The following is a 17,036-nucleotide window of genomic DNA, read 5'->3' on the forward strand; positions in this document are numbered from 1 at the left end:
CATGTCGATCGAAGTGCGTAACGTCAGCAAGAATTTCAATGCGTTCAAGGCGCTGGACAACATCAGCCTGGACATTCACAGCGGTGAACTGGTCGCGCTGCTCGGCCCGTCGGGCTGCGGCAAGACTACCTTGCTGCGCATTATTGCCGGTCTGGAAACTCCGGATCAGGGCAACATCGTGTTTCACGGTGAAGACGTTTCCGGCCACGACGTACGTGATCGCAACGTCGGCTTCGTGTTCCAGCACTACGCCTTGTTCCGGCACATGACGGTGTTTGACAACGTCGCGTTCGGCCTGCGCATGAAGCCGAAAAATCAGCGCCCGACTGAAAGCCAGATCGCAACCAAGGTTCATGAACTGCTGAACATGGTGCAACTGGACTGGCTGTCGGATCGTTACCCGGAGCAACTGTCCGGTGGTCAGCGTCAGCGGATCGCGCTGGCCCGTGCCTTGGCGGTGGAGCCGAAAGTGCTGTTGCTCGACGAACCCTTCGGCGCCCTCGACGCCAAGGTGCGTAAAGAACTGCGCCGCTGGCTCGCGCGTTTGCACGAAGACATCAACTTGACCTCGGTTTTCGTGACCCACGACCAGGAAGAAGCGATGGAAGTTGCCGACCGTATCGTGGTGATGAACAAAGGTGTGATCGAGCAGATCGGCTCACCGGGCGACGTCTACGAAAACCCGGCCAGTGATTTCGTTTATCACTTCCTCGGTGATTCGAACCGTCTGCACCTGGGCGATGACAATCACGTGCTGTTCCGTCCGCATGAAGTGTCGCTGTCGCGGCATGAGCTGGAGGATCACCACGCCGCCGAAGTCCGCGATATCCGGCCGCTGGGCGCGACCACGCGGGTGACGTTGAAGGTGGAAGGGCAGACAGATCTGATCGAGGCCGAAGTGGTGAAGGATCACGACAGCCTGACGGGCCTGGCCAAGGGTGAGACCCTGTTCTTCAAGCCGAAGGTCTGGCAGAAAGTCGCCAGCATTTAAAATCAAAAGCTTCGCGAGCAGGCTCGCTCCCACATTTGGAATGCATTTCCCTGTGGGAGCGAGCCTGCTCGCGAAAGCTATCTAGACAGCCGCCCGATTCGGATTGACCCGCACCGCCCCCGCCCGAGACTCGATCTGCTCTTTCAACTGCTGGCGCATCCCGAGCAGGAACGCCAACTCGGCCACGACAAACAGCGGCCCGACAATCAGCCCGCTCACATCATCGACAAACGCCGGTTTGCGCCCTTCATAGTGGTGCCCGACAAACTGAATCACCCAGCCAATCACAAACATTGCCAGACCACTGCTCAGCCAGACCATGGTGCTCTGCTGCGCCAGTACATGCCCGGCCCACACCGAAAGCCCCATCAGCACTGTCATCAGCACACCGAGCTTCACTTCCAGGCGCAGGTAAAACCACGCCGAAGCGAGCGCCACGATCACGGCCGGTGAAATCCACAACCCGCCCAACGACCATTCCGGACGCGACAGCAAAACCGCCACCGCCACCACAATCAGCGGAATGCCGATAAAGTGGCTGGCAATGTTGCGCGGGTCACGGTGGTAGGCGGCGTATTGACTCAAGTGATCGACGAGGCTTTTCATTGTTGTTCCTCCTGTAGGGTGATTGCAGCATGCCCCGGGTTGAGCGTTCGTTCTGTCAGGCAGCCGACAATCAGGAGTTTTCATGGATATGCGTTCACGGCTGCTGACCGGGCAGTGGTTCAGTCATTTGCCTGCGTCCTTTCAGGATAGTCTGCTGGCGGCGGCCCGGGAGCGGCGGCTGACGGCAGGGCAGCGCCTGTTTCAGCGTGGCGATCCACCATGCGGTTTGTACGCCGTGCTCGATGGCGCCGTGCGTATCAGCGCGGTGAGCGAGCAGGGCAAGGAAGCGTTGTTGAGTCTGGTCGAGGCGCCGCACTGGTTCGGCGAAATTTGTCTGTTCGACGGTCAGCCACGCACCCATGACGCCTTTGCCGTCGGGCCGTGCACGTTGCTGAATATTCCGCAGAATACAATGCTGAAATTGCTCGACGAGCAACCGGTGTACTGGCGGCACCTGGCGCTGTTGATGAGCCATAAGCTGCGCCTGACGTTTATCAATCTCGAACAGTTGAGTCTGCTGCCAGCGCCGGCGCGGCTGGCGCATCGCTTGCTGATGATCGCCGAGGGCTATGGCGAGATTGATGCGCCCCGTCGAGTGCTGCAACTGCCGCAGGAGCAGTTGGCGTCGATGCTCTCGCTGTCACGGCAAACCACCAATCAGATTCTCAAGGAGTTGCAGGGGCAGGGGATTATTGGCTTGGCTTACGGTGAGATCGAAATTCTTGATGCGGTGCGATTACGTGCGCTGGCCACAATCTAATAATTCACATCGATCAATGTAGGAGTGAGCCTTTGTGGTGAGGGGATTTATCCCCGATGGGTGGCGCAGCCGCCCCAAACCTGCAATGAAAAGTTCGGCGACTGCTACGCAGTCGGTCGGGGATAAATCCCCTCACCACAGAGCTCACTCTTACACGGACAAGGTGTGTGGCTCAGGAACCGCGATAGGTCGAGAAGCCATATGGGCTCAGCAGCAACGGGATGTGATAGTGCTGATCCGTCTGTTTCACTTCGAAAATCACCGGAATCTCCGGAAAGAACGTTTCGTGTTGGGTCTTTTTGAAGTACTCACCGGTCTTGAACACCACCCGGTATTCACCTGCTTCGAACGGCTGTTTGGCCGGGAACAGTTCGGCGATGCGCCCTTGTTCGTTGGTGGTGCCTTCGGCCAACGGCTGCCAGTTCTGGCCGACGTGTTTTTCCAGCGTCACGTTGACGCCCGGCGAAGGCAGGCCATTTTCCAGGTTGAGCACGTGGACGCTCAGCGGGTTGCCGGCGGCCAGGGCCAGGCTTGAGAAAGCACTCAGGCCGAGTGCGGCGAAGGTCATGCGCAGGGTCGTCATGATGAAACTCCTTATTGGGAACGGGTGATGGACAGGCCGGCCTTGTCGGCGGCGCGGGTGGCACAGGTTTCGTCTTGCTCGCCGCCACCGGAACCGGCCACGCCCATGGCGCCGACCAATTCATTGCCAGCGAACAGCGGAATGCCGCCGCCAAGCAGCAGCAATTCGTCGAGGGTGTTGAGGTTGGCGGTTTCCGGGTTGCTGCGAGCGCGCTCGGCGAACAAGCGGGTTGGGGTTTTCGTCGACAGCGCCGTGTAGGCCTTGCGCTGGCTGGCAGCGGTGTTGTGCGGGCCGACACCGTCGCCACGCATCGTCACCAGCAAGTTGCCGCCACGGTCGAGCACCGACACCGTGCCAGTGCAATTGCCCATTGCGGTATAGGCCAGCAGGCGTGCGGTTTTCAGGTCGAGATCAGCGTGGCGCGGCAGTTCAGGGGCGGCGAAAACACTGGCGCTGAGGCCGATGGCCAGGCTGGCAACAAGGTATTTGACGGTCATGAGCAGGCTCCGAAAGCGAAGGTCGCCACCTTAGCCGCCGGACTTCGTCAGAACCTCGTCAGTCGGATTACAAGTTTGTAATGGGCAACGCCGCCGAAGGCGCCTAGCCTGTGTGCCTGATCAATCGAGGTGTGCCATGCGTTTGCTGGTCGTAGAAGATGAAGCCAAAACCGCCAATTTCCTTGCCAAAGGGCTGGGCGAGTCCGGATTCGCCGTGGATGTGGCGCTCAATGGCCTCGACGGGCGCTATTTCATCGAGCAGCAGGAATACGACCTGATCATCCTCGACGTGATGTTGCCGGGCCTCAACGGCTGGCAATTGCTGCAACTGATCCGCCAGCGCGGCGCCACGCCGGTGCTGTTCCTGACCGCCAAGGACGCCATCGAAGACCGCGTGCGCGGCCTCGAACTGGGCGCCGACGATTACTTGCTCAAACCCTTCGCCTTCGCCGAATTGCTCGCGCGCGTGCGCACATTGCTGCGGCGCGGGCCGATGCGCGAGGCCGAGTCGTACAGCATCGCCGATCTGGAAATCGACGTGCTGCGCCGCCGCGTCAGTCGTGGCGGCCAGCGCATTTCCTTGACCAACAAGGAATTCGCGCTGCTGCATTTGCTCGCCAGTCGTCAGGGCGAAGTGTTGTCGCGCACGCTGATTGCCTCGCAAGTGTGGAACCTGAATTTCGACAGCGACACCAACATGGTCGAAGTCGCGGTGCGTCGTTTGCGCTCCAAGGTTGACGATCCGTACATGCCGAAACTTATCCACACCGTGCGCGGCGTCGGTTATCAGCTGGAAGCGCCTGACGATGCGCTCTAGGTCGATCGCCTGGCGCCTGGCACTGGCGTTCGCCGTCGTCTGCGCCTTGGTACTGAGCGCGATCGGCGTGTTCCTTTACCGCTCGCTCGCTGCGGAAATCGCATGGCGCGACGATCTGGCCTTGCTCGGTCGACTGGAGCAGGTACGCGCCTTGCTCGCCGACAGCGACAGCCTCGACGCCTTGCAGGCGCGGCCACGGCTGTACCAGAACATGCTGGGTAATCTCGACAGCCTGTTGCTGGTGCGACGCGCCGACGGCTCCAGCGTGATCAGCATCAACCCGCGCCAGCGCGAATTACCGGCGCTCAACGCCATCCCTCGCGATCAAGCGCCGCAGCGCCGTGACGTGCTGACCTGGCAGGCGCCGGACGGTGCAGAGGTGGCCTTGTTGTCCGGCGAAGCCCAAGGGCCGAGCGGCGAGTGGCTGACCGTGATCGCCGGCAAGGTGTTGAGCGAACGCGAGCAGATGCTCGCCAGTTATCGCATGCGGCTGTACCTGGCGATCGGGCTCGGCGCGCTGCTCGCTTTTGCATTGGGGTTGCTGTTGCTGCGCCGTGGTCTGCAACCGTTGCGCCAGTTAAGCGAAGCGGTGCGCGGCATCGATCTGCGCAGTCTCGATCAGCGTTTGCCCGCCACTAATACACCCGCCGAATTGCTCGAACCGGTGCAAGCCTTGAACGGCATGCTGGCGCGTCTGGAGGACAGCGTGCAGCGCCTGTCGCAGTTCTCTGCCGACCTCGCTCACGAGATCCGCACGCCGCTGCACACCTTGCTCGCCAGCAACGGCCAGGCACTCAATCACCCGCGCAGCACGGCGGAATATCAGGAAGTGCTGGCGTCGAACATGGAAGAGTTCGAGCGACTCAAGCGCATGGCGGAAAATCTGATGTTCCTCGCCCGCGCCGAACAGGCCGAGCGTGCGCTCGACCTGCGCAGCCTGGATCTGCAGGAAGTGGGTGGCGAACTCTGTGATTACTTCGAAGCGCTGGCCGACGACCGCGACCTGCGTCTGCAAAACCAGTTGCACGGCGAGCTCCGCGCCGACCAGCAACTGCTGCAACGTGCCCTCGGCAATCTGCTCGCCAACGCGGTGCGGCATGCCGATCCAGGCACCTCGATCTGCCTGCGTCGCTGCGATGAGCCGGGCGTTTGCTGGTTGCAGGTACACAACCACGGCCCGGCCATTGGCGCCGAGCATCTGGGCAAACTGTTCGACCGCTTCTACCGCGTCGACCCGGCCCGCGCCGAGCCGGGTGATTCGGGCGGATTAGGGTTGGCAATTGTGCAATCGATCATGCAACTGCATGGCGGGCAGGTGCGGGTGAGCAGTGATGCGGCGGGCACTGTTTTTGAGCTGGGGTTTGTGGTGAGCCAGTGATTACTTCTTGATCACTCGGAATTAGGCTAACCTTGTTCAATGAGTGCATCAAATACGATGCAAAGTTAATTAAATAATTCTATTTGCATCGTAAGTAATGCAGGAAATGGCAATGGAACAGCTTGGTGAATTGATTAGAGCCCTGCGCAAGGCGAACAACATGTCTCAACAGGCGTTGGCTCAGCAATACGGTATGAGTCGCGCGACGATCTCGGGAATCGAAAACAACACGGTCTCCGAAATCGGATTGCGCAAAGTAGAAGCGATCCTGAACGGGTTCGGCTATGAGTTGATGGCGGTTCCGCGTCAGTCCCGGCGCCCGACACTCGATACGCTGCAAAAGGTAAATTTCCATGACTGAGTCGACGGATCGATTGAACGTCTGTGTCGGCGGGCAAGCGGCAGGCACTCTGGGGCGCGGGCAAGCGCGAGTTGATAGCGTGTTCAGTTACCGCGAAGAAACCAGTGCCGAAAACGCCGTGTCACTGACAATGCCGTCCCGGCTGGAAAGTTATGGTTGGGAGCATGGCATCCATCCGGTTTTCGAGATGAATCTGCCGGAAGGTGCGCTACGTGACGAACTGGTTCGGCGCTTCAGTAAAGCGGTTCGCGGATTCGATGATTTTGCATTGCTGGCCATTGTCGGCCCCTATCAGCTCGGTCGGTTATCCATTGCCAGCGCATCGACGACGGATCGCCCACCCGAAACGTCGCTGGCTGATCTGCTGGTGCACGATGGTGCGCAAGACCTGTTCGAGGATTTGTTGCAAACCTATGGTCATTATTCCGGAGTATCAGGTGTGCAGCCCAAAGTGCTGGTACGTGACAGTGCGGCCGCCATTGATCGCCTGACTCATCGAGGGTCTACCCACTTGGTCAAAGCTTTTCGTGCCGATGAATATCCGCAGTTGGCAACCAACGAATACTTTTGCATGCGTGCCGCGCAACACAGCGGGCTTGAAGTGCCGAAGTTCGAGCTCAGCGAGCATGGCAAGTTTCTGGTTATCGAGCGCTTTGACTTGAGCGCTACGGGCTACCTCGGTTTTGAAGACTTCTGCGTGCTCAACGGCTGGCCGTCGAAAGCCAAATACGACGGCTCTTACGAAGGTGCGGCCCGGCAGATCAAAGCGTTTGTTTCACCTGCATTGCTCAATCAGGCACTGGAAGCGTTTTTCAAAATTGTAGCTTTGTCTGCAGGGCTGAAAAATGGCGACGCGCATCTGAAAAATTTCGGTGTGTTGTACGAAAATTGTGGCGAGGAGTCTGCAGTCAGGCTTGCGCCGGCTTACGACATCATCACCACCTCGGTTTACATTAATAATGACAGTATGGCGTTGCTGTTAGGCGGCTCGAAAGCTTGGCCAAAGCACAAAATGCTGATGCGATTTGGTCGTACGGCCTGCAATTTGACTGAGGCTCGTTGCAATGAATTACTGCAGCAAGTTGCTGACGGCATGCGAGTGGCAATGGATGAAATGTCTGAGTACAGCGTCACTCATCCTGCATTCGCCAATGTGGGTACTGCAATGGTCGAACAATGGTCATCCGGTATGGAGCGCAGCCTGATTAAAGGCTGACGTTCAGCGCAACTGATCGCGAAACTGCCCCGGTGTCATCCCCGTCCAGCGCTTGAACGCGCGGCTGAAGCTGCTGGTGTCGGCAAATCCCAGCAGATAGCTCACCTCACTCAACGAACACTGCGGATCGCGCAGGTGCAGCAGCGCGAGGTTCTCGCGGCTTTCGTTGAGCAGCGTATCGAAACGACAACCTTCATCGGCCAGATGCCGTTGCAGGCTGCGCAGGCTCAGGTGCAAGGCCTGGGCTATGCGTTCGGCGCTGGGTTCGCCTTCGGGCAGTTGTTCTTCGATGGCGTCGCGCACCTTGCGCTCCCAGGTCAGCGGTTTGAGCTGTGCCATGGTGCGTTCGAGCACAGCCTCATTGTGTTCGGCCAGTTCCGGGTTGGCGTCGTCGAGGTGGCTGTCGAAGTCCTCGATGGCGAATTCCAGGCGATCTTCGCTGGAGGCGAAATGCACCGGTGCACGAAAGACTTTGTGCCACTGATGCGCATCGACAGGTTCTGTGCGGCGCAGGTATACCGCCAGCGGCGCGTAATCACGGCCGAGGCGATTGCGGCAGGTGCGCACGTAGATCGCGGCAAAGGCATCGATCGCTTCGAAGGCTGGCGCAGGATTGCCTGACGGTATCTTCAGACGGAACAGATAGCGGTCGTCGCTGCGGCTCAGATCCAGTTCCAGCGCATCGCTGACCACCGGGTGATAGCGCACGATGCGCTCGAACACCTCACGCAAACTGCCGCTGGCCACCAGCGCATAACCGAGCGCGTGGAACGTAGTCGGGCTGACGAATCGTGACACGCGCAAACCGATTGCCGGATCGCCGCTGACCTGCACGGCAATCTCCCACAGGCGCGTGGTGCCGGACAGCGGATAGCGGGCGTTGGGATCGTCCATCAGCTGTGGATCAAGCCCGGCCTTTTGGCACAGGTCAATACTGTCCAGCCCCAGCGCATCGAGTTGCTTGCGCAAGGCACGGGTCCAACTGGCGAGGGAGGTCGGTTCCTTCATGCTGATTGGCGCTTCCGGTCAACAGGTTGGCGTTCTCGGCTACCGCGTTTCGCACCCATGCAAGGCAGGATGCGAACATCAATACCCAGAGGATGGAAGCATGGACGGTACTTCTGCAAGTCCCCCGCGACACAATGCTGCCCAGCGATCAGCGCATATTCGCGAAGTGGTGCTGGCCAAGGGCATCGAACTGCGTCAGCGTTACCCGATTCTCAAGCATCAGGATGCGCTAGGCGCGGGGATTCTGGCCTTCGCGTTGGCCGGGATGATCGGTTCCGCAGCGCTGTACATCACCGGCCACATGGCTTGGTGGGTATGCCTGCTGCTCAACGCGTTTTTCGCGTCGTTGACCCATGAACTTGAGCACGACCTGATTCACAGCATGTATTTCCGCAAACAGCGGGTGCCGCACAACCTGATGATGGGCCTGGTCTGGCTGGCGCGACCGAGCACGATCAACCCGTGGATTCGCCGTCATCTGCACCTTAATCACCACAAGGTCTCCGGCACTGAAGCCGATATGGAAGAGCGCGCGATCACCAACGGTGAACCATGGGGCTTTGCGCGTCTGCTGATGGTCGGCGACAACATGATGTCGGCCTTCATCCGTTTGCTGCGGGCGCCAACCTGGGCGCACAAGTGGAGCATTCTCAAGCGAGTGTTCAAGGTCTACGCGCCGCTGGCGCTGGTGCATTGGGGCGCGTGGTATGTGTTTTTGGGCTTTCATGCGGCCAATGGCATCGCCTATCTGCTGGGTTCGCCGATTGAATGGTCGGCCACCACGCTGGCGGTGATGCAGGTGATCGATATCGCCGCTGTGGTGATCATCGGCCCGAATGTTCTGCGCACGTTTTGCCTGCACTTCATCAGTTCGAACATGCATTACTACGGTGATGTCGAGCCGGGCAATGTGCTGCAGCAATGTCAGGTATTGAACCCGTGGTGGCTGTGGCCGTTGCAGGCGTTCTGCTTCAACTTTGGCAGCAGTCACGGAATTCATCATTTTGTGGTGAAGGAGCCGTTTTACATCCGCCAGATGACCGTGCCGGTGGCGCACAGGGTGATGCGGGAGATGGGGGTTCGATTTAATGATTTCGGGACGTTCGGGCGGGCGAACCGGTTTGTTCGGCGGGATGAGGTTACGAATGAAGGGGTACGTACAGTCCGGGCTTGATGGGTGATTTTCAACGTCCTCTTCGCGAGCAGGCTCGCTCCCACATTGGATCGGGTTAACAAATCCACATGTGGGAGTGAGCCTGCTCGCGAATGCAATCTGTCAGGCAACATCTAATCCGGCTGAAACGGCGAAGCACTCAAAATCACCCCGGTTTCTTCCACATACTGCTGCCAATGCCCGATCAACGTGCTGAGCTTGTCAGGCTGCTTCAGCGCCAGATCATGAATCTCCCCCGGATCACTGGCCAGATCATAAAGCTGCCACGTCGCCGGCCCCACCGGCCCCGGGATCCACACCGCTTTCCACGACCCTTGGCGAATCGCCCGGCGCCCGAACAATTCCCACCCTGTCACCGTGTGCTCGTCATGCACCTGCGCCGTTTCGCCGGACAAAAAGCCCAGCCACGATTTACCGCGCAACGGCGCGACCGGTTTGCCGCGCCAGTGTTTGCCCGGATGACGCACGCCAGCCAGATCAAGAATGGTCGGGGTGATGTCCATCACCGTGCCGAAGCCATGGCTGATCTGCCCTTTCAAAGGCAATTGCGGATAGTGCAGCAGCGCCGGGACGCGAATCCCGCCCTCAGTGGTGAATGCCTTGAACAACCGCGACGGCGCGGTGGCGACTTGCGCCCAGCTCGGCCCGTACCAGACGTAGGAATTGGCCCGGCCAATGTTGTCGAGGCTGTTGTCGTAATGCTGATTCAGATACGTCATCAACTCCGGGCCGAATTTCGGAAACGCTTCAAGCAGCGCGCCTTCGGCACCGTTGTCGGACATGAACAGGATGAACGTGTTGTCGAGTTGCCCTTGCTGGCGCAGGTAATCGACGACTCGGCCGATGTTCCAGTCCATGCGCTCAACCATCGCCGCGTAGACCTCCATTGCCCGCGCGGAAATCTGCTTTTGCTCGACGCTTAGGGCGTCCCACTGCGCGGTCAACTCGATCAGTGGATGCGGCTCGACGTCTGGCTCGATCAGCCCCAGTGCCTTGAGTTTTTCCAGGCGTTCGAGGCGCAAGACTTCCGGGCCGGCGTCGTAGCGGCCACGGTATTTCTCGACAATGTCGGCTGGCGCCTGCAACGGCCAGTGCGGTGCGGAAAACGGCAAGTACGCGAAGAACGGGCGGGTCTGATCGCGCTCCTTGAGGTATTGCAGCAACTTGTCCCCGAAGGCATCGGACGAGTAGAAATCCTTGGGCAGTTTGTCGACGAACGTGTCGTCCTCGATGTACAGCGCCGGGGTAGATTTCAGCAGGCCGGGCGTGTGTTCATCGTAGGTCGGTTCGAAACCGTAATGGTTGGCCGCGCCCGGCAACAGCGAGAACGAACGCTCGAAACCGCGTGCGTGTGGCGCCAGTTCAGCGGTCAGGCCCAGGTGCCATTTGCCGCTCATCAATGTCTGGTAACCGGCCTCGCGCAGCAGTTCGGGCAGCGCGACGACGCGGTCGTTGAGGTAGCCCTCATGACCCGGTTTGCCGATCAGTTCCGGCGTCAGCGCTTCGGCCATGGTGCCGATGCCGGCGATGTGGTGATCGGTGCCGGTCAGCAGCATCGAACGGGTCGGCGAGCAGGTTGGCGCGGTGTGGAAATCGGTCAGGCGCAGGCCGTTGTTGGCCAGGGCATCAAGGTGCGGCGTGGCGATTTCGCCGCCGAACGCACCGAGGTCGGAGAAGCCGAGATCATCGGCCAGAATCACCAGAAAATTGGGACGTTGCGGCATCGAAAACTCCTGTTCAGCAGGCAATGAACGACAGCGGCAGATCGCGGATCTGTGCTGGCGGGGTCGGTTGGTAATGATCGTCGCTGGTCAGCTCGTGGAGCAGCTCTTCGCGCAACTGATGGAAGTCGAAACTGCTGCGCTGACGCGGATGGGGCAGGGCAATGTCGACCACTTGCTTGATCCGCCCCGGACGCGGCTCCATCACCACCACACGATTGGCCAGGAAGATCGCTTCTTCGACGTCGTGGGTGACGAGGATCGTGGTGATTTTTGCCCGGTTACGGATCGCCAACAGTTCGTCCTGCATCTGTTGACGGGTCAGTGCGTCGAGGGCTCCGAAAGGCTCGTCGAGCAACAGAATGCGTGGGCTGGCGACCAAACCGCGAGCGATCGCCACGCGCTGCGCCATGCCGCCGGAGAGCTGGTGCGGATAGGCGCGAGTGAAGTCGCGCAGGCCGACCAGATCGATGAAATCGTTGATACGTTGCTGCTTTTGCGCAGCGCTCAGCGGTTCGTTGACCAAGCCGAGGCCGATGTTGTCGGCCACCGTCAGCCACGGGAACAAACGGTGTTCCTGAAAGACAATGCCGCGCTCGCCACCGATGCCGCTGACGGCTTTGCCATCGACGGTGATCTGCCCGCGAAATTGCGTATCGAGGCCCACCAGCAAGCGCAGCAACGTGGATTTGCCACAGCCGCTGGAGCCGACGATGGCGACGAATTCGCCCTCGGCGATGTCCAGGTTGAATTCGCGAATCGCCTCCAGTTCGAAACCGTCGACGTCGAAGGATTTGCCTACATGGTTGAAGCTGACAATCGGTGCGTTCATGCGTGTCTCCAGCGGGTCGCGCGAATTTCCAGGCGTTGGCCAATGAGGTTGAGCAGGGCGCCGGTCAGGCCGACGAGGAGCATGCCGGCCATGATCAGGTCCATGCGCAGCAGTTGTTGCGCGCCGATCATCTGGCTGCCGATGCCGCCGTTGGATGGCATGAAATATTCGGCGCCGATGGTGCCGAGCCAGGCGTAGATCAGGCTCAGGCGAAGCCCGGCGAAGATCCCCGGTGCGGCGCCCGGAAGCACCAGTCGACGCAAACGCTGGCCAAGGTTCAGGCGCAGTACTTGCGCCGCTTCATTGAGTTGCGGCGAGAGGTTGGTGACGCTGCGTTGGGTGGCGATAAACAGCGGAAAGAATGCGGCGAGGGCGACGAACACCCACTTGGCCAATTCGCCCAGACCGAACCACGCGGTGAGCAGCGGCACCCAGGCGAAAATCGCGATCTGGCGGATCGATGCGAGCGTCGGGCCGAGCAGGCGTTCGCTGATGTGCGACAGGCCCAACAGCAAGCCCAGGGCAAAACCGAGCCCACCGCCCAACAGCAAACCACCGAGGGTGCGGCCCAGGCTGAGTCCCATGCCGCTGATCAGCGTGCCATCGAGCAAGCCGTCCCATGTTGTACTCAATACGGCCAGCGGGCTCACCAGAATGTTCGCGTCGACCCACTGCTGATCGCTCGCCAATTGCCACAGCGCGAACAAGCCCAGCGGCAGCAACCACGGTTGCACCCGCTGCCAGCCTTCATAGCGTGGGCCGCGACGAATTTCGGCGGTGGCCGGGTGTGGCCAGTGCAGCAGTTTTTTGTCCAGCAGACCGATGCCGCGATCCATCGCCATGCCGATTAAGCCGATGACCACGATGCACACGAAAACGATGTCGAGCATGAACAGCTGGCGCGCCCAGACCATCAGGTACCCGATGCCTTCACTGGAGGCCAGCAGTTCAACCGCCAGCAACGATGTCCAACCGGCGGCCAGCGCCAGGCGCACACCGGCCATGAACGCGGGAAGGGCGGCGGGCAGGACCAGACGGCGGATCAGCAAATGCGCCGGCAGGCGCAGCACGGCAGCGGCTTCGCGCAGTTTCGGTTGCGCATCGCGTACGCCGACCAAGGTGTGCAGCGTCACCGGGACCACAATGGCTTTGATCAGCACCACCAGTTTCAGTACTTCGCCGATGCCGAAAAACACCATGAACAGCGGAATCCACGCCAGCGTCGGCACTTGGGCGAGGCCGGCGAAGGTCGGGAAGATCAAACGTTCGAGGCGGCGGCTGAAGCCCAGCGCTGCACCGAGCACGGCGCCTGCCGAAATCCCGGCGAGCAGTCCCCAGAACAGCCGTTGCAGACTGATCCACAGATGACCCCACAACTCGCCCTGAGACAGCTCGACCGCGCTGTTCCACACCAATGACGGCGCCGGCAGAATCTGTTCGCTCATCCATTGGTTGCGCGCGGCCAGCCACCACAGCGCGAACAGACTGAGCGGCAGCAGCCACGGCAACAGGCGTTGATTGAGGCTTGGCCCCGTGCGGCGCGTTTTGAGCGGTGGCGCCGGCAGCGGCAGGCTGAGCAAGGAATCACGGGCCATGGGGTGACCTCCGTTGTCGGGTTGCAGACAGACCTGTATGCAAAATTGATCTAACAAAATTCAAATCAATGCTATTGGGAGATAAGCCAGACCATTTAAGGCTTCTGGCCCACACGCATCCAATGCATTCGAAGAATATTTTCGATGCTGTCAATGCATACGCCGCTGCAGGCCTTATCGCTGCTTGCTTAGCGCAAAAAGCTATAAAAATGTGAATTTATAGTATTTATGCGAAGGTGCTCCTTCAGCCTACTTTCGGCTCCTCAACGCCCGTCGTGATCAAGGAGCCGCATCCATGAACCTTCCCTTCAAACGTGTCATCAGTCTGTTTACCGCTCCGGCGCTGGCGGGTTTTCTGGCGTTTACCGCCCACGCCGACGACCTTAAGGAAATCAGGATCGCTGTGCCCGATCTGAGTGCGGGCACCCAGCACAGTGGCGGCGGTGTGGTCGATGTGCTGCGCGATCAGCAAATCTTCGAAAAGGCCTTCGCCGAGCAGGGCATCAAGATTCAGTGGAGCTTTTTCAAGGGGGCGGGGCCGGTGATCAACGAGGCGTTCGCCAATGGTCAGGTCGATCTGGCGTATCTGGGCGATCTGGCGGCAATCATCGGCAAGTCCAATGGCCTCGATACGCGGTTGCTCAGCGCCAGCGCCCGTGGCGTGAAGCAGTATCTGGGCGTGGTGCCGGGTTCGGGGATCAAGACCCTGCAGGATCTCAAGGGCAAGCGCGTGGCGATCTTTCGTGGTACAGCGACGCAGTTGTCATTCGATGCGGCGTTGGCCAGCCAAGGCCTGAGCGAAAAAGACCTGAAGGTCATCAACCTTGATTTCAGTGCGGCGGTCGCGGCGCTGGCAGCGAAGCAGATTGATGCGTCGTGGGGCAGTTCAGGCTTGGCCGCTCTGCAAGCCAAAGGCTTGGCCGAACTGCCGCTGAACACCAAGGATCTCGGTGGCGCGGGGAGTGTGCAGTCGGTGCTGGTCGGGACAGGCAAATTCGTCGATGCCCACCCGGAGGCCGTGGCGAAACTGCTCAAGGCTCAGCAGCAAGCGGTGGAGTGGCTGACTCAGGACAGCAACAAGGACGCTTACGTGCAGTTGGTCTCGGGGCTGGCGAGTTATCCGCCGGTGATCCTGACCCAGGATCTACAGGATCAGAAGTTGAGCGATATATTCCCGTCGACGCTGGACCCTGTGTTCCTTGGCAGCTTGCAGGACAAGGTGGATCTGGCAGCGCAGCAACGGCTGATTCGCAAGCCGTTCAAAGTGACCGATTGGGTGGCGCCTGAACTCGCTGCAGCCAAGCTCTAAAACTCTGGTGTCTGGTCAGGCCTCTTCGCGAGCAGGCTCGCTTCCACAGGGATCTTGGGTGAATACCAATTCTGCATTCGCCACCGAATCACTGTGGGAGCGAGCCTGCTCGCGAAAGGGCCCTAAACAGCGACGCTGACTTTCTGCTTGTCCACCGCCACCAACGTTTCGATCATCGCCCGCGCCGCCGGCGACAGCCGAAACCCGGTACGACTGACAATCCCGCACCGCGCATTCATGCTCTCCAGGTTCTGCGGCAGATTGCGCCAGTGCAGCAGCACCAGCGAACCCTGGGCAATGTCCTCGCAAAACGCCTCTTCCGTGCCGATGCCGATCGCATTCGATTGCAGCACCACTTTCACCAGCGCCGGGAAATGCTCGGTCTCGATGGTCGGTGAAAAATCGATCCGGCCGCTGAGGTTCGCCAGCAGTTTGCGAATGCCCGGAGGGATCAGCGTGGCCGCCAGCGGATAGTCGAACATGTCGTTGGTCGACAGGCTTTCTTTGGCCAAAAGCGGGTGCCCCGGCCGGCAGAAAAATACCCCGCGCTTGGGCGTCAGTGGCTGGGTCTGGAAGTTCGGGTCGGCCTCGAAATGGCGGATGTCGGCAATGAAGAATTCGATCTCCTCGCGGCTCAGGGCGCGGCTGAGTTTTTCCCAGTTATCCACCTGAAAGCAGGTGCGTACTTTCGGGTGCGCGTTGATGAACTGCGCCACCGCGTCTGGCACCAGTTTCACCGCGGGCGCCGGCCCGCAGCCGAAGTGAACTTCGCCGGCATCGAGCTTGGTCATCTGCGTCACTTCGGCGCTCAGCAACGCCGCGCCCTGCACCAGCGTCAGGGCGTGTTGCAGCACCACCTGGCCCTCGGGCGTGGGGCGCAAATCCTTGTTGCCGCGATCCACCAGCACGCAGCCGAACTCTTGCTCCAGCCCTTGAATGCTGCGACTGAACGCCGGTTGGGTGATGCCCATCGCGTCCGCCGCGCGGACAAAACTGCGATGTTCATTGAGGGCGATGAAGTAGCGCAACTGGCGAAGATCCATATGCTTTTCCGGCATCCTAAAAATAGCTCGAAGGCATTTGCGACGAGGGTTGCTAGAGGTTTTAAATGCAAGCTCTTATTCCGTCAAAGAAGCATATGAATATCTATTAGATGTAAAAGGAATATAGATAGAGCGATGTTTCGCTGCCGTCCAACCGCAAGCAGTCGATGAGGGTCTACCCATGAGCAATGCCGCACTCGCTGTAAAACCCGCTGTCCATGCGCTGGAAATTCATCCGGTGGCCGGTCGTATCGGCGCCGAGATTCGTGGCGTGCACTTGTCTGGTGAGCTGGACGCCGCCACCGTCGAAGCCATTCAACAGGCACTGATTGACTACAAGGTCGTGTTCTTCCGCGAGCAGACCCAACTCGACGATCAGCGTCAGGAAGCCTTCGCCCATTTGCTCGGTGAGCCGGTGGCGCATCCGACCGTGCCGTCGCGTGAGGGCACTCGTTATCTGCTGGAACTGGACGGTGCCGAGGGTCAGCGCGCCAACTCGTGGCACACCGACGTGACTTTCGTCGATGCCTACCCGAAAGCCTCGATCCTGCGCTCGGTAGTCGCTCCGGCGTTCGGCGGCGACACCCTGTGGGCGAACACCGCCACCGCGTACAACGAACTGCCGTCCGAACTGCGTGAATTGGCCGACAAACTGGTCGCCGTGCACAGCAACGAATACGACTACGCCAGCGCCAAGCCGGACGTCTCGGCGGAGAAGCTTGAGCGCTATCGCAAAATCTTCACGTCTACCGTTTACGAGACTGAGCACCCCGTGGTGCGCGTCCACCCGATCAGCGGCGAGAAGAGCTTGCTGCTGGGGCATTTCGTCAAACGCATCAAGGGTTATTCGCAAGCGGATTCGGCGCATCTGTTCGGGCTGTTGCAGAGTCATGTAATCCGTCAGGAAAACACCGTGCGCTGGCGCTGGAAGGCTGGTGATGTGGCGATCTGGGATAACCGCTCGACCCAGCATTACGCGATTGATGATTACGGCACCCAGGATCGGGTGGTGCGTCGGGTGACGTTGAAGGGGGAAGTGCCTGTGGGGGCTTCGGGGCAGCGTAGTCAGACGATCAAAGGTCGTGACTGAAGATCAAAAGCCCCTCACCCCAGCCCTCTCCCAGAGGGAGAGGGAGCCGACCGAG

The 17,036-nt window shown here is 60.0% G+C and carries 17 protein-coding genes; 9 read left to right on the plus strand and 8 right to left on the minus strand.

Annotation, left to right across the window (positions count from 1 at the left end; translation table 11 throughout):
• Position 1 precedes the first annotated feature (1 nt).
• Entirely contained in the window at positions 2-991 is a 990-nt protein-coding gene (locus tag ACA074_RS00930) for a sulfate/molybdate ABC transporter ATP-binding protein (RefSeq protein ID WP_401264721.1), read from the plus strand.
• Between the two features lie 81 nt (positions 992-1,072).
• On the opposite strand, the gene ACA074_RS00935 is transcribed toward ACA074_RS00930, so the two are convergent.
• On the minus strand, positions 1,073-1,597 hold the full coding sequence (locus ACA074_RS00935) for an Mpo1 family 2-hydroxy fatty acid dioxygenase (RefSeq protein WP_497615908.1): 525 nt from the start codon (positions 1,595-1,597) through the stop codon (positions 1,073-1,075).
• A gap of 82 nt (positions 1,598-1,679) precedes the next feature.
• Here ACA074_RS00935 and ACA074_RS00940 point away from each other — a divergent pair, with 82 nt between their 5' ends.
• Positions 1,680-2,357 carry a Crp/Fnr family transcriptional regulator gene (locus tag ACA074_RS00940; RefSeq protein WP_187681339.1) on the plus strand — a complete coding sequence of 226 codons (678 nt, stop codon included), beginning with the start codon at positions 1,680-1,682 and terminating at the stop codon, positions 2,355-2,357.
• A gap of 172 nt (positions 2,358-2,529) precedes the next feature.
• Here the strand turns inward: ACA074_RS00940 and uraH are convergent, their stop codons facing one another.
• Together uraH and ACA074_RS00950 are read right to left on the minus strand one after the other, a co-directional pair.
• A complete protein-coding gene (gene uraH, locus ACA074_RS00945; protein ID WP_401264726.1) occupies positions 2,530-2,940 on the minus strand; it encodes a hydroxyisourate hydrolase in 411 nt (136 codons plus the stop codon).
• Positions 2,941-2,951: 11 nt separating this feature from the next.
• Entirely contained in the window at positions 2,952-3,437 is a 486-nt protein-coding gene (locus ACA074_RS00950) for a GlcG/HbpS family heme-binding protein (protein WP_497678264.1), read from the minus strand.
• A 136-nt stretch (positions 3,438-3,573) separates the two neighbouring features.
• Between ACA074_RS00950 and ACA074_RS00955 the strand changes: the two genes are divergently transcribed.
• The 4 genes from ACA074_RS00955 (at position 3,574) to ACA074_RS00970 (ending at position 7,209) form a co-directional block, all read left to right on the plus strand.
• Entirely contained in the window at positions 3,574-4,254 is a 681-nt protein-coding gene (locus ACA074_RS00955) for a heavy metal response regulator transcription factor (protein ID WP_095191643.1), read from the plus strand.
• Positions 4,244-5,632: a heavy metal sensor histidine kinase gene (locus tag ACA074_RS00960; RefSeq protein ID WP_497678265.1), complete on the plus strand. Its 1,389-nt coding sequence runs from the start codon at positions 4,244-4,246 to the stop codon at positions 5,630-5,632. The genes ACA074_RS00955 and ACA074_RS00960 overlap by 11 nt, the downstream gene beginning before the upstream one ends.
• A 112-nt stretch (positions 5,633-5,744) precedes the next feature.
• Positions 5,745-5,993, plus strand: coding sequence for a helix-turn-helix domain-containing protein (locus tag ACA074_RS00965; protein WP_187679347.1), 249 nt, complete (start codon positions 5,745-5,747; stop codon positions 5,991-5,993).
• Positions 5,986-7,209: a type II toxin-antitoxin system HipA family toxin gene (locus tag ACA074_RS00970; RefSeq protein WP_489879625.1), complete on the plus strand. Its 1,224-nt coding sequence runs from the start codon at positions 5,986-5,988 to the stop codon at positions 7,207-7,209. Before ACA074_RS00965 ends, ACA074_RS00970 begins: the two co-directional genes overlap by 8 nt.
• 3 nt (positions 7,210-7,212) lie before the next feature.
• Here the strand turns inward: ACA074_RS00970 and ACA074_RS00975 are convergent, their stop codons facing one another.
• Complete coding sequence (locus ACA074_RS00975) at positions 7,213-8,217, minus strand: AraC family transcriptional regulator (protein ID WP_187679349.1); 1,005 nt, start codon at positions 8,215-8,217, stop codon at positions 7,213-7,215.
• A gap of 100 nt (positions 8,218-8,317) precedes the next feature.
• On the opposite strand from ACA074_RS00975, the gene ACA074_RS00980 reads away from it, so the two are divergent.
• Entirely contained in the window at positions 8,318-9,391 is a 1,074-nt protein-coding gene (locus tag ACA074_RS00980) for a fatty acid desaturase (RefSeq protein ID WP_497678266.1), read from the plus strand.
• A gap of 113 nt (positions 9,392-9,504) precedes the next feature.
• On the opposite strand, the gene ACA074_RS00985 is transcribed toward ACA074_RS00980, so the two are convergent.
• The 3 genes from ACA074_RS00985 to ACA074_RS00995 are packed head-to-tail and all read right to left on the minus strand — an operon-like array spanning position 9,505 to position 13,539.
• Complete coding sequence (locus ACA074_RS00985; RefSeq protein ID WP_497678267.1) at positions 9,505-11,115, minus strand: arylsulfatase; 1,611 nt, start codon at positions 11,113-11,115, stop codon at positions 9,505-9,507.
• A 13-nt stretch (positions 11,116-11,128) separates the two neighbouring features.
• Positions 11,129-11,944, minus strand: a complete 816-nt coding sequence (locus tag ACA074_RS00990) for an ABC transporter ATP-binding protein (protein ID WP_497678268.1) — start codon at positions 11,942-11,944, stop codon at positions 11,129-11,131.
• Positions 11,941-13,539 (minus strand): ABC transporter permease, encoded by a 1,599-nt coding sequence (locus ACA074_RS00995; protein WP_497678269.1) that lies wholly within the window; start codon positions 13,537-13,539, stop codon positions 11,941-11,943. The genes ACA074_RS00990 and ACA074_RS00995 overlap by 4 nt, the downstream gene beginning before the upstream one ends.
• Before the next feature lie 295 nt (positions 13,540-13,834).
• On the opposite strand from ACA074_RS00995, the gene ACA074_RS01000 reads away from it, so the two are divergent.
• Positions 13,835-14,848: an ABC transporter substrate-binding protein gene (locus ACA074_RS01000; RefSeq protein ID WP_497678270.1), complete on the plus strand. Its 1,014-nt coding sequence runs from the start codon at positions 13,835-13,837 to the stop codon at positions 14,846-14,848.
• Between the two features lie 122 nt (positions 14,849-14,970).
• Here ACA074_RS01000 and ACA074_RS01005 read toward each other — a convergent pair whose 3' ends face one another.
• On the minus strand, positions 14,971-15,891 hold the full coding sequence (locus ACA074_RS01005; protein ID WP_187679355.1) for a LysR family transcriptional regulator: 921 nt from the start codon (positions 15,889-15,891) through the stop codon (positions 14,971-14,973).
• Positions 15,892-16,072: 181 nt separating this feature from the next.
• Here ACA074_RS01005 and ACA074_RS01010 point away from each other — a divergent pair, with 181 nt between their 5' ends.
• The gene (locus tag ACA074_RS01010) at positions 16,073-16,981 is read left to right on the plus strand and encodes a TauD/TfdA dioxygenase family protein (RefSeq protein WP_187679356.1); all 909 of its coding nucleotides are present in this window, start codon (positions 16,073-16,075) and stop codon (positions 16,979-16,981) included.
• Positions 16,982-17,036 lie beyond the last annotated feature (55 nt).

This window comes from Pseudomonas sp. LBUM1655, assembly GCF_059716085.1.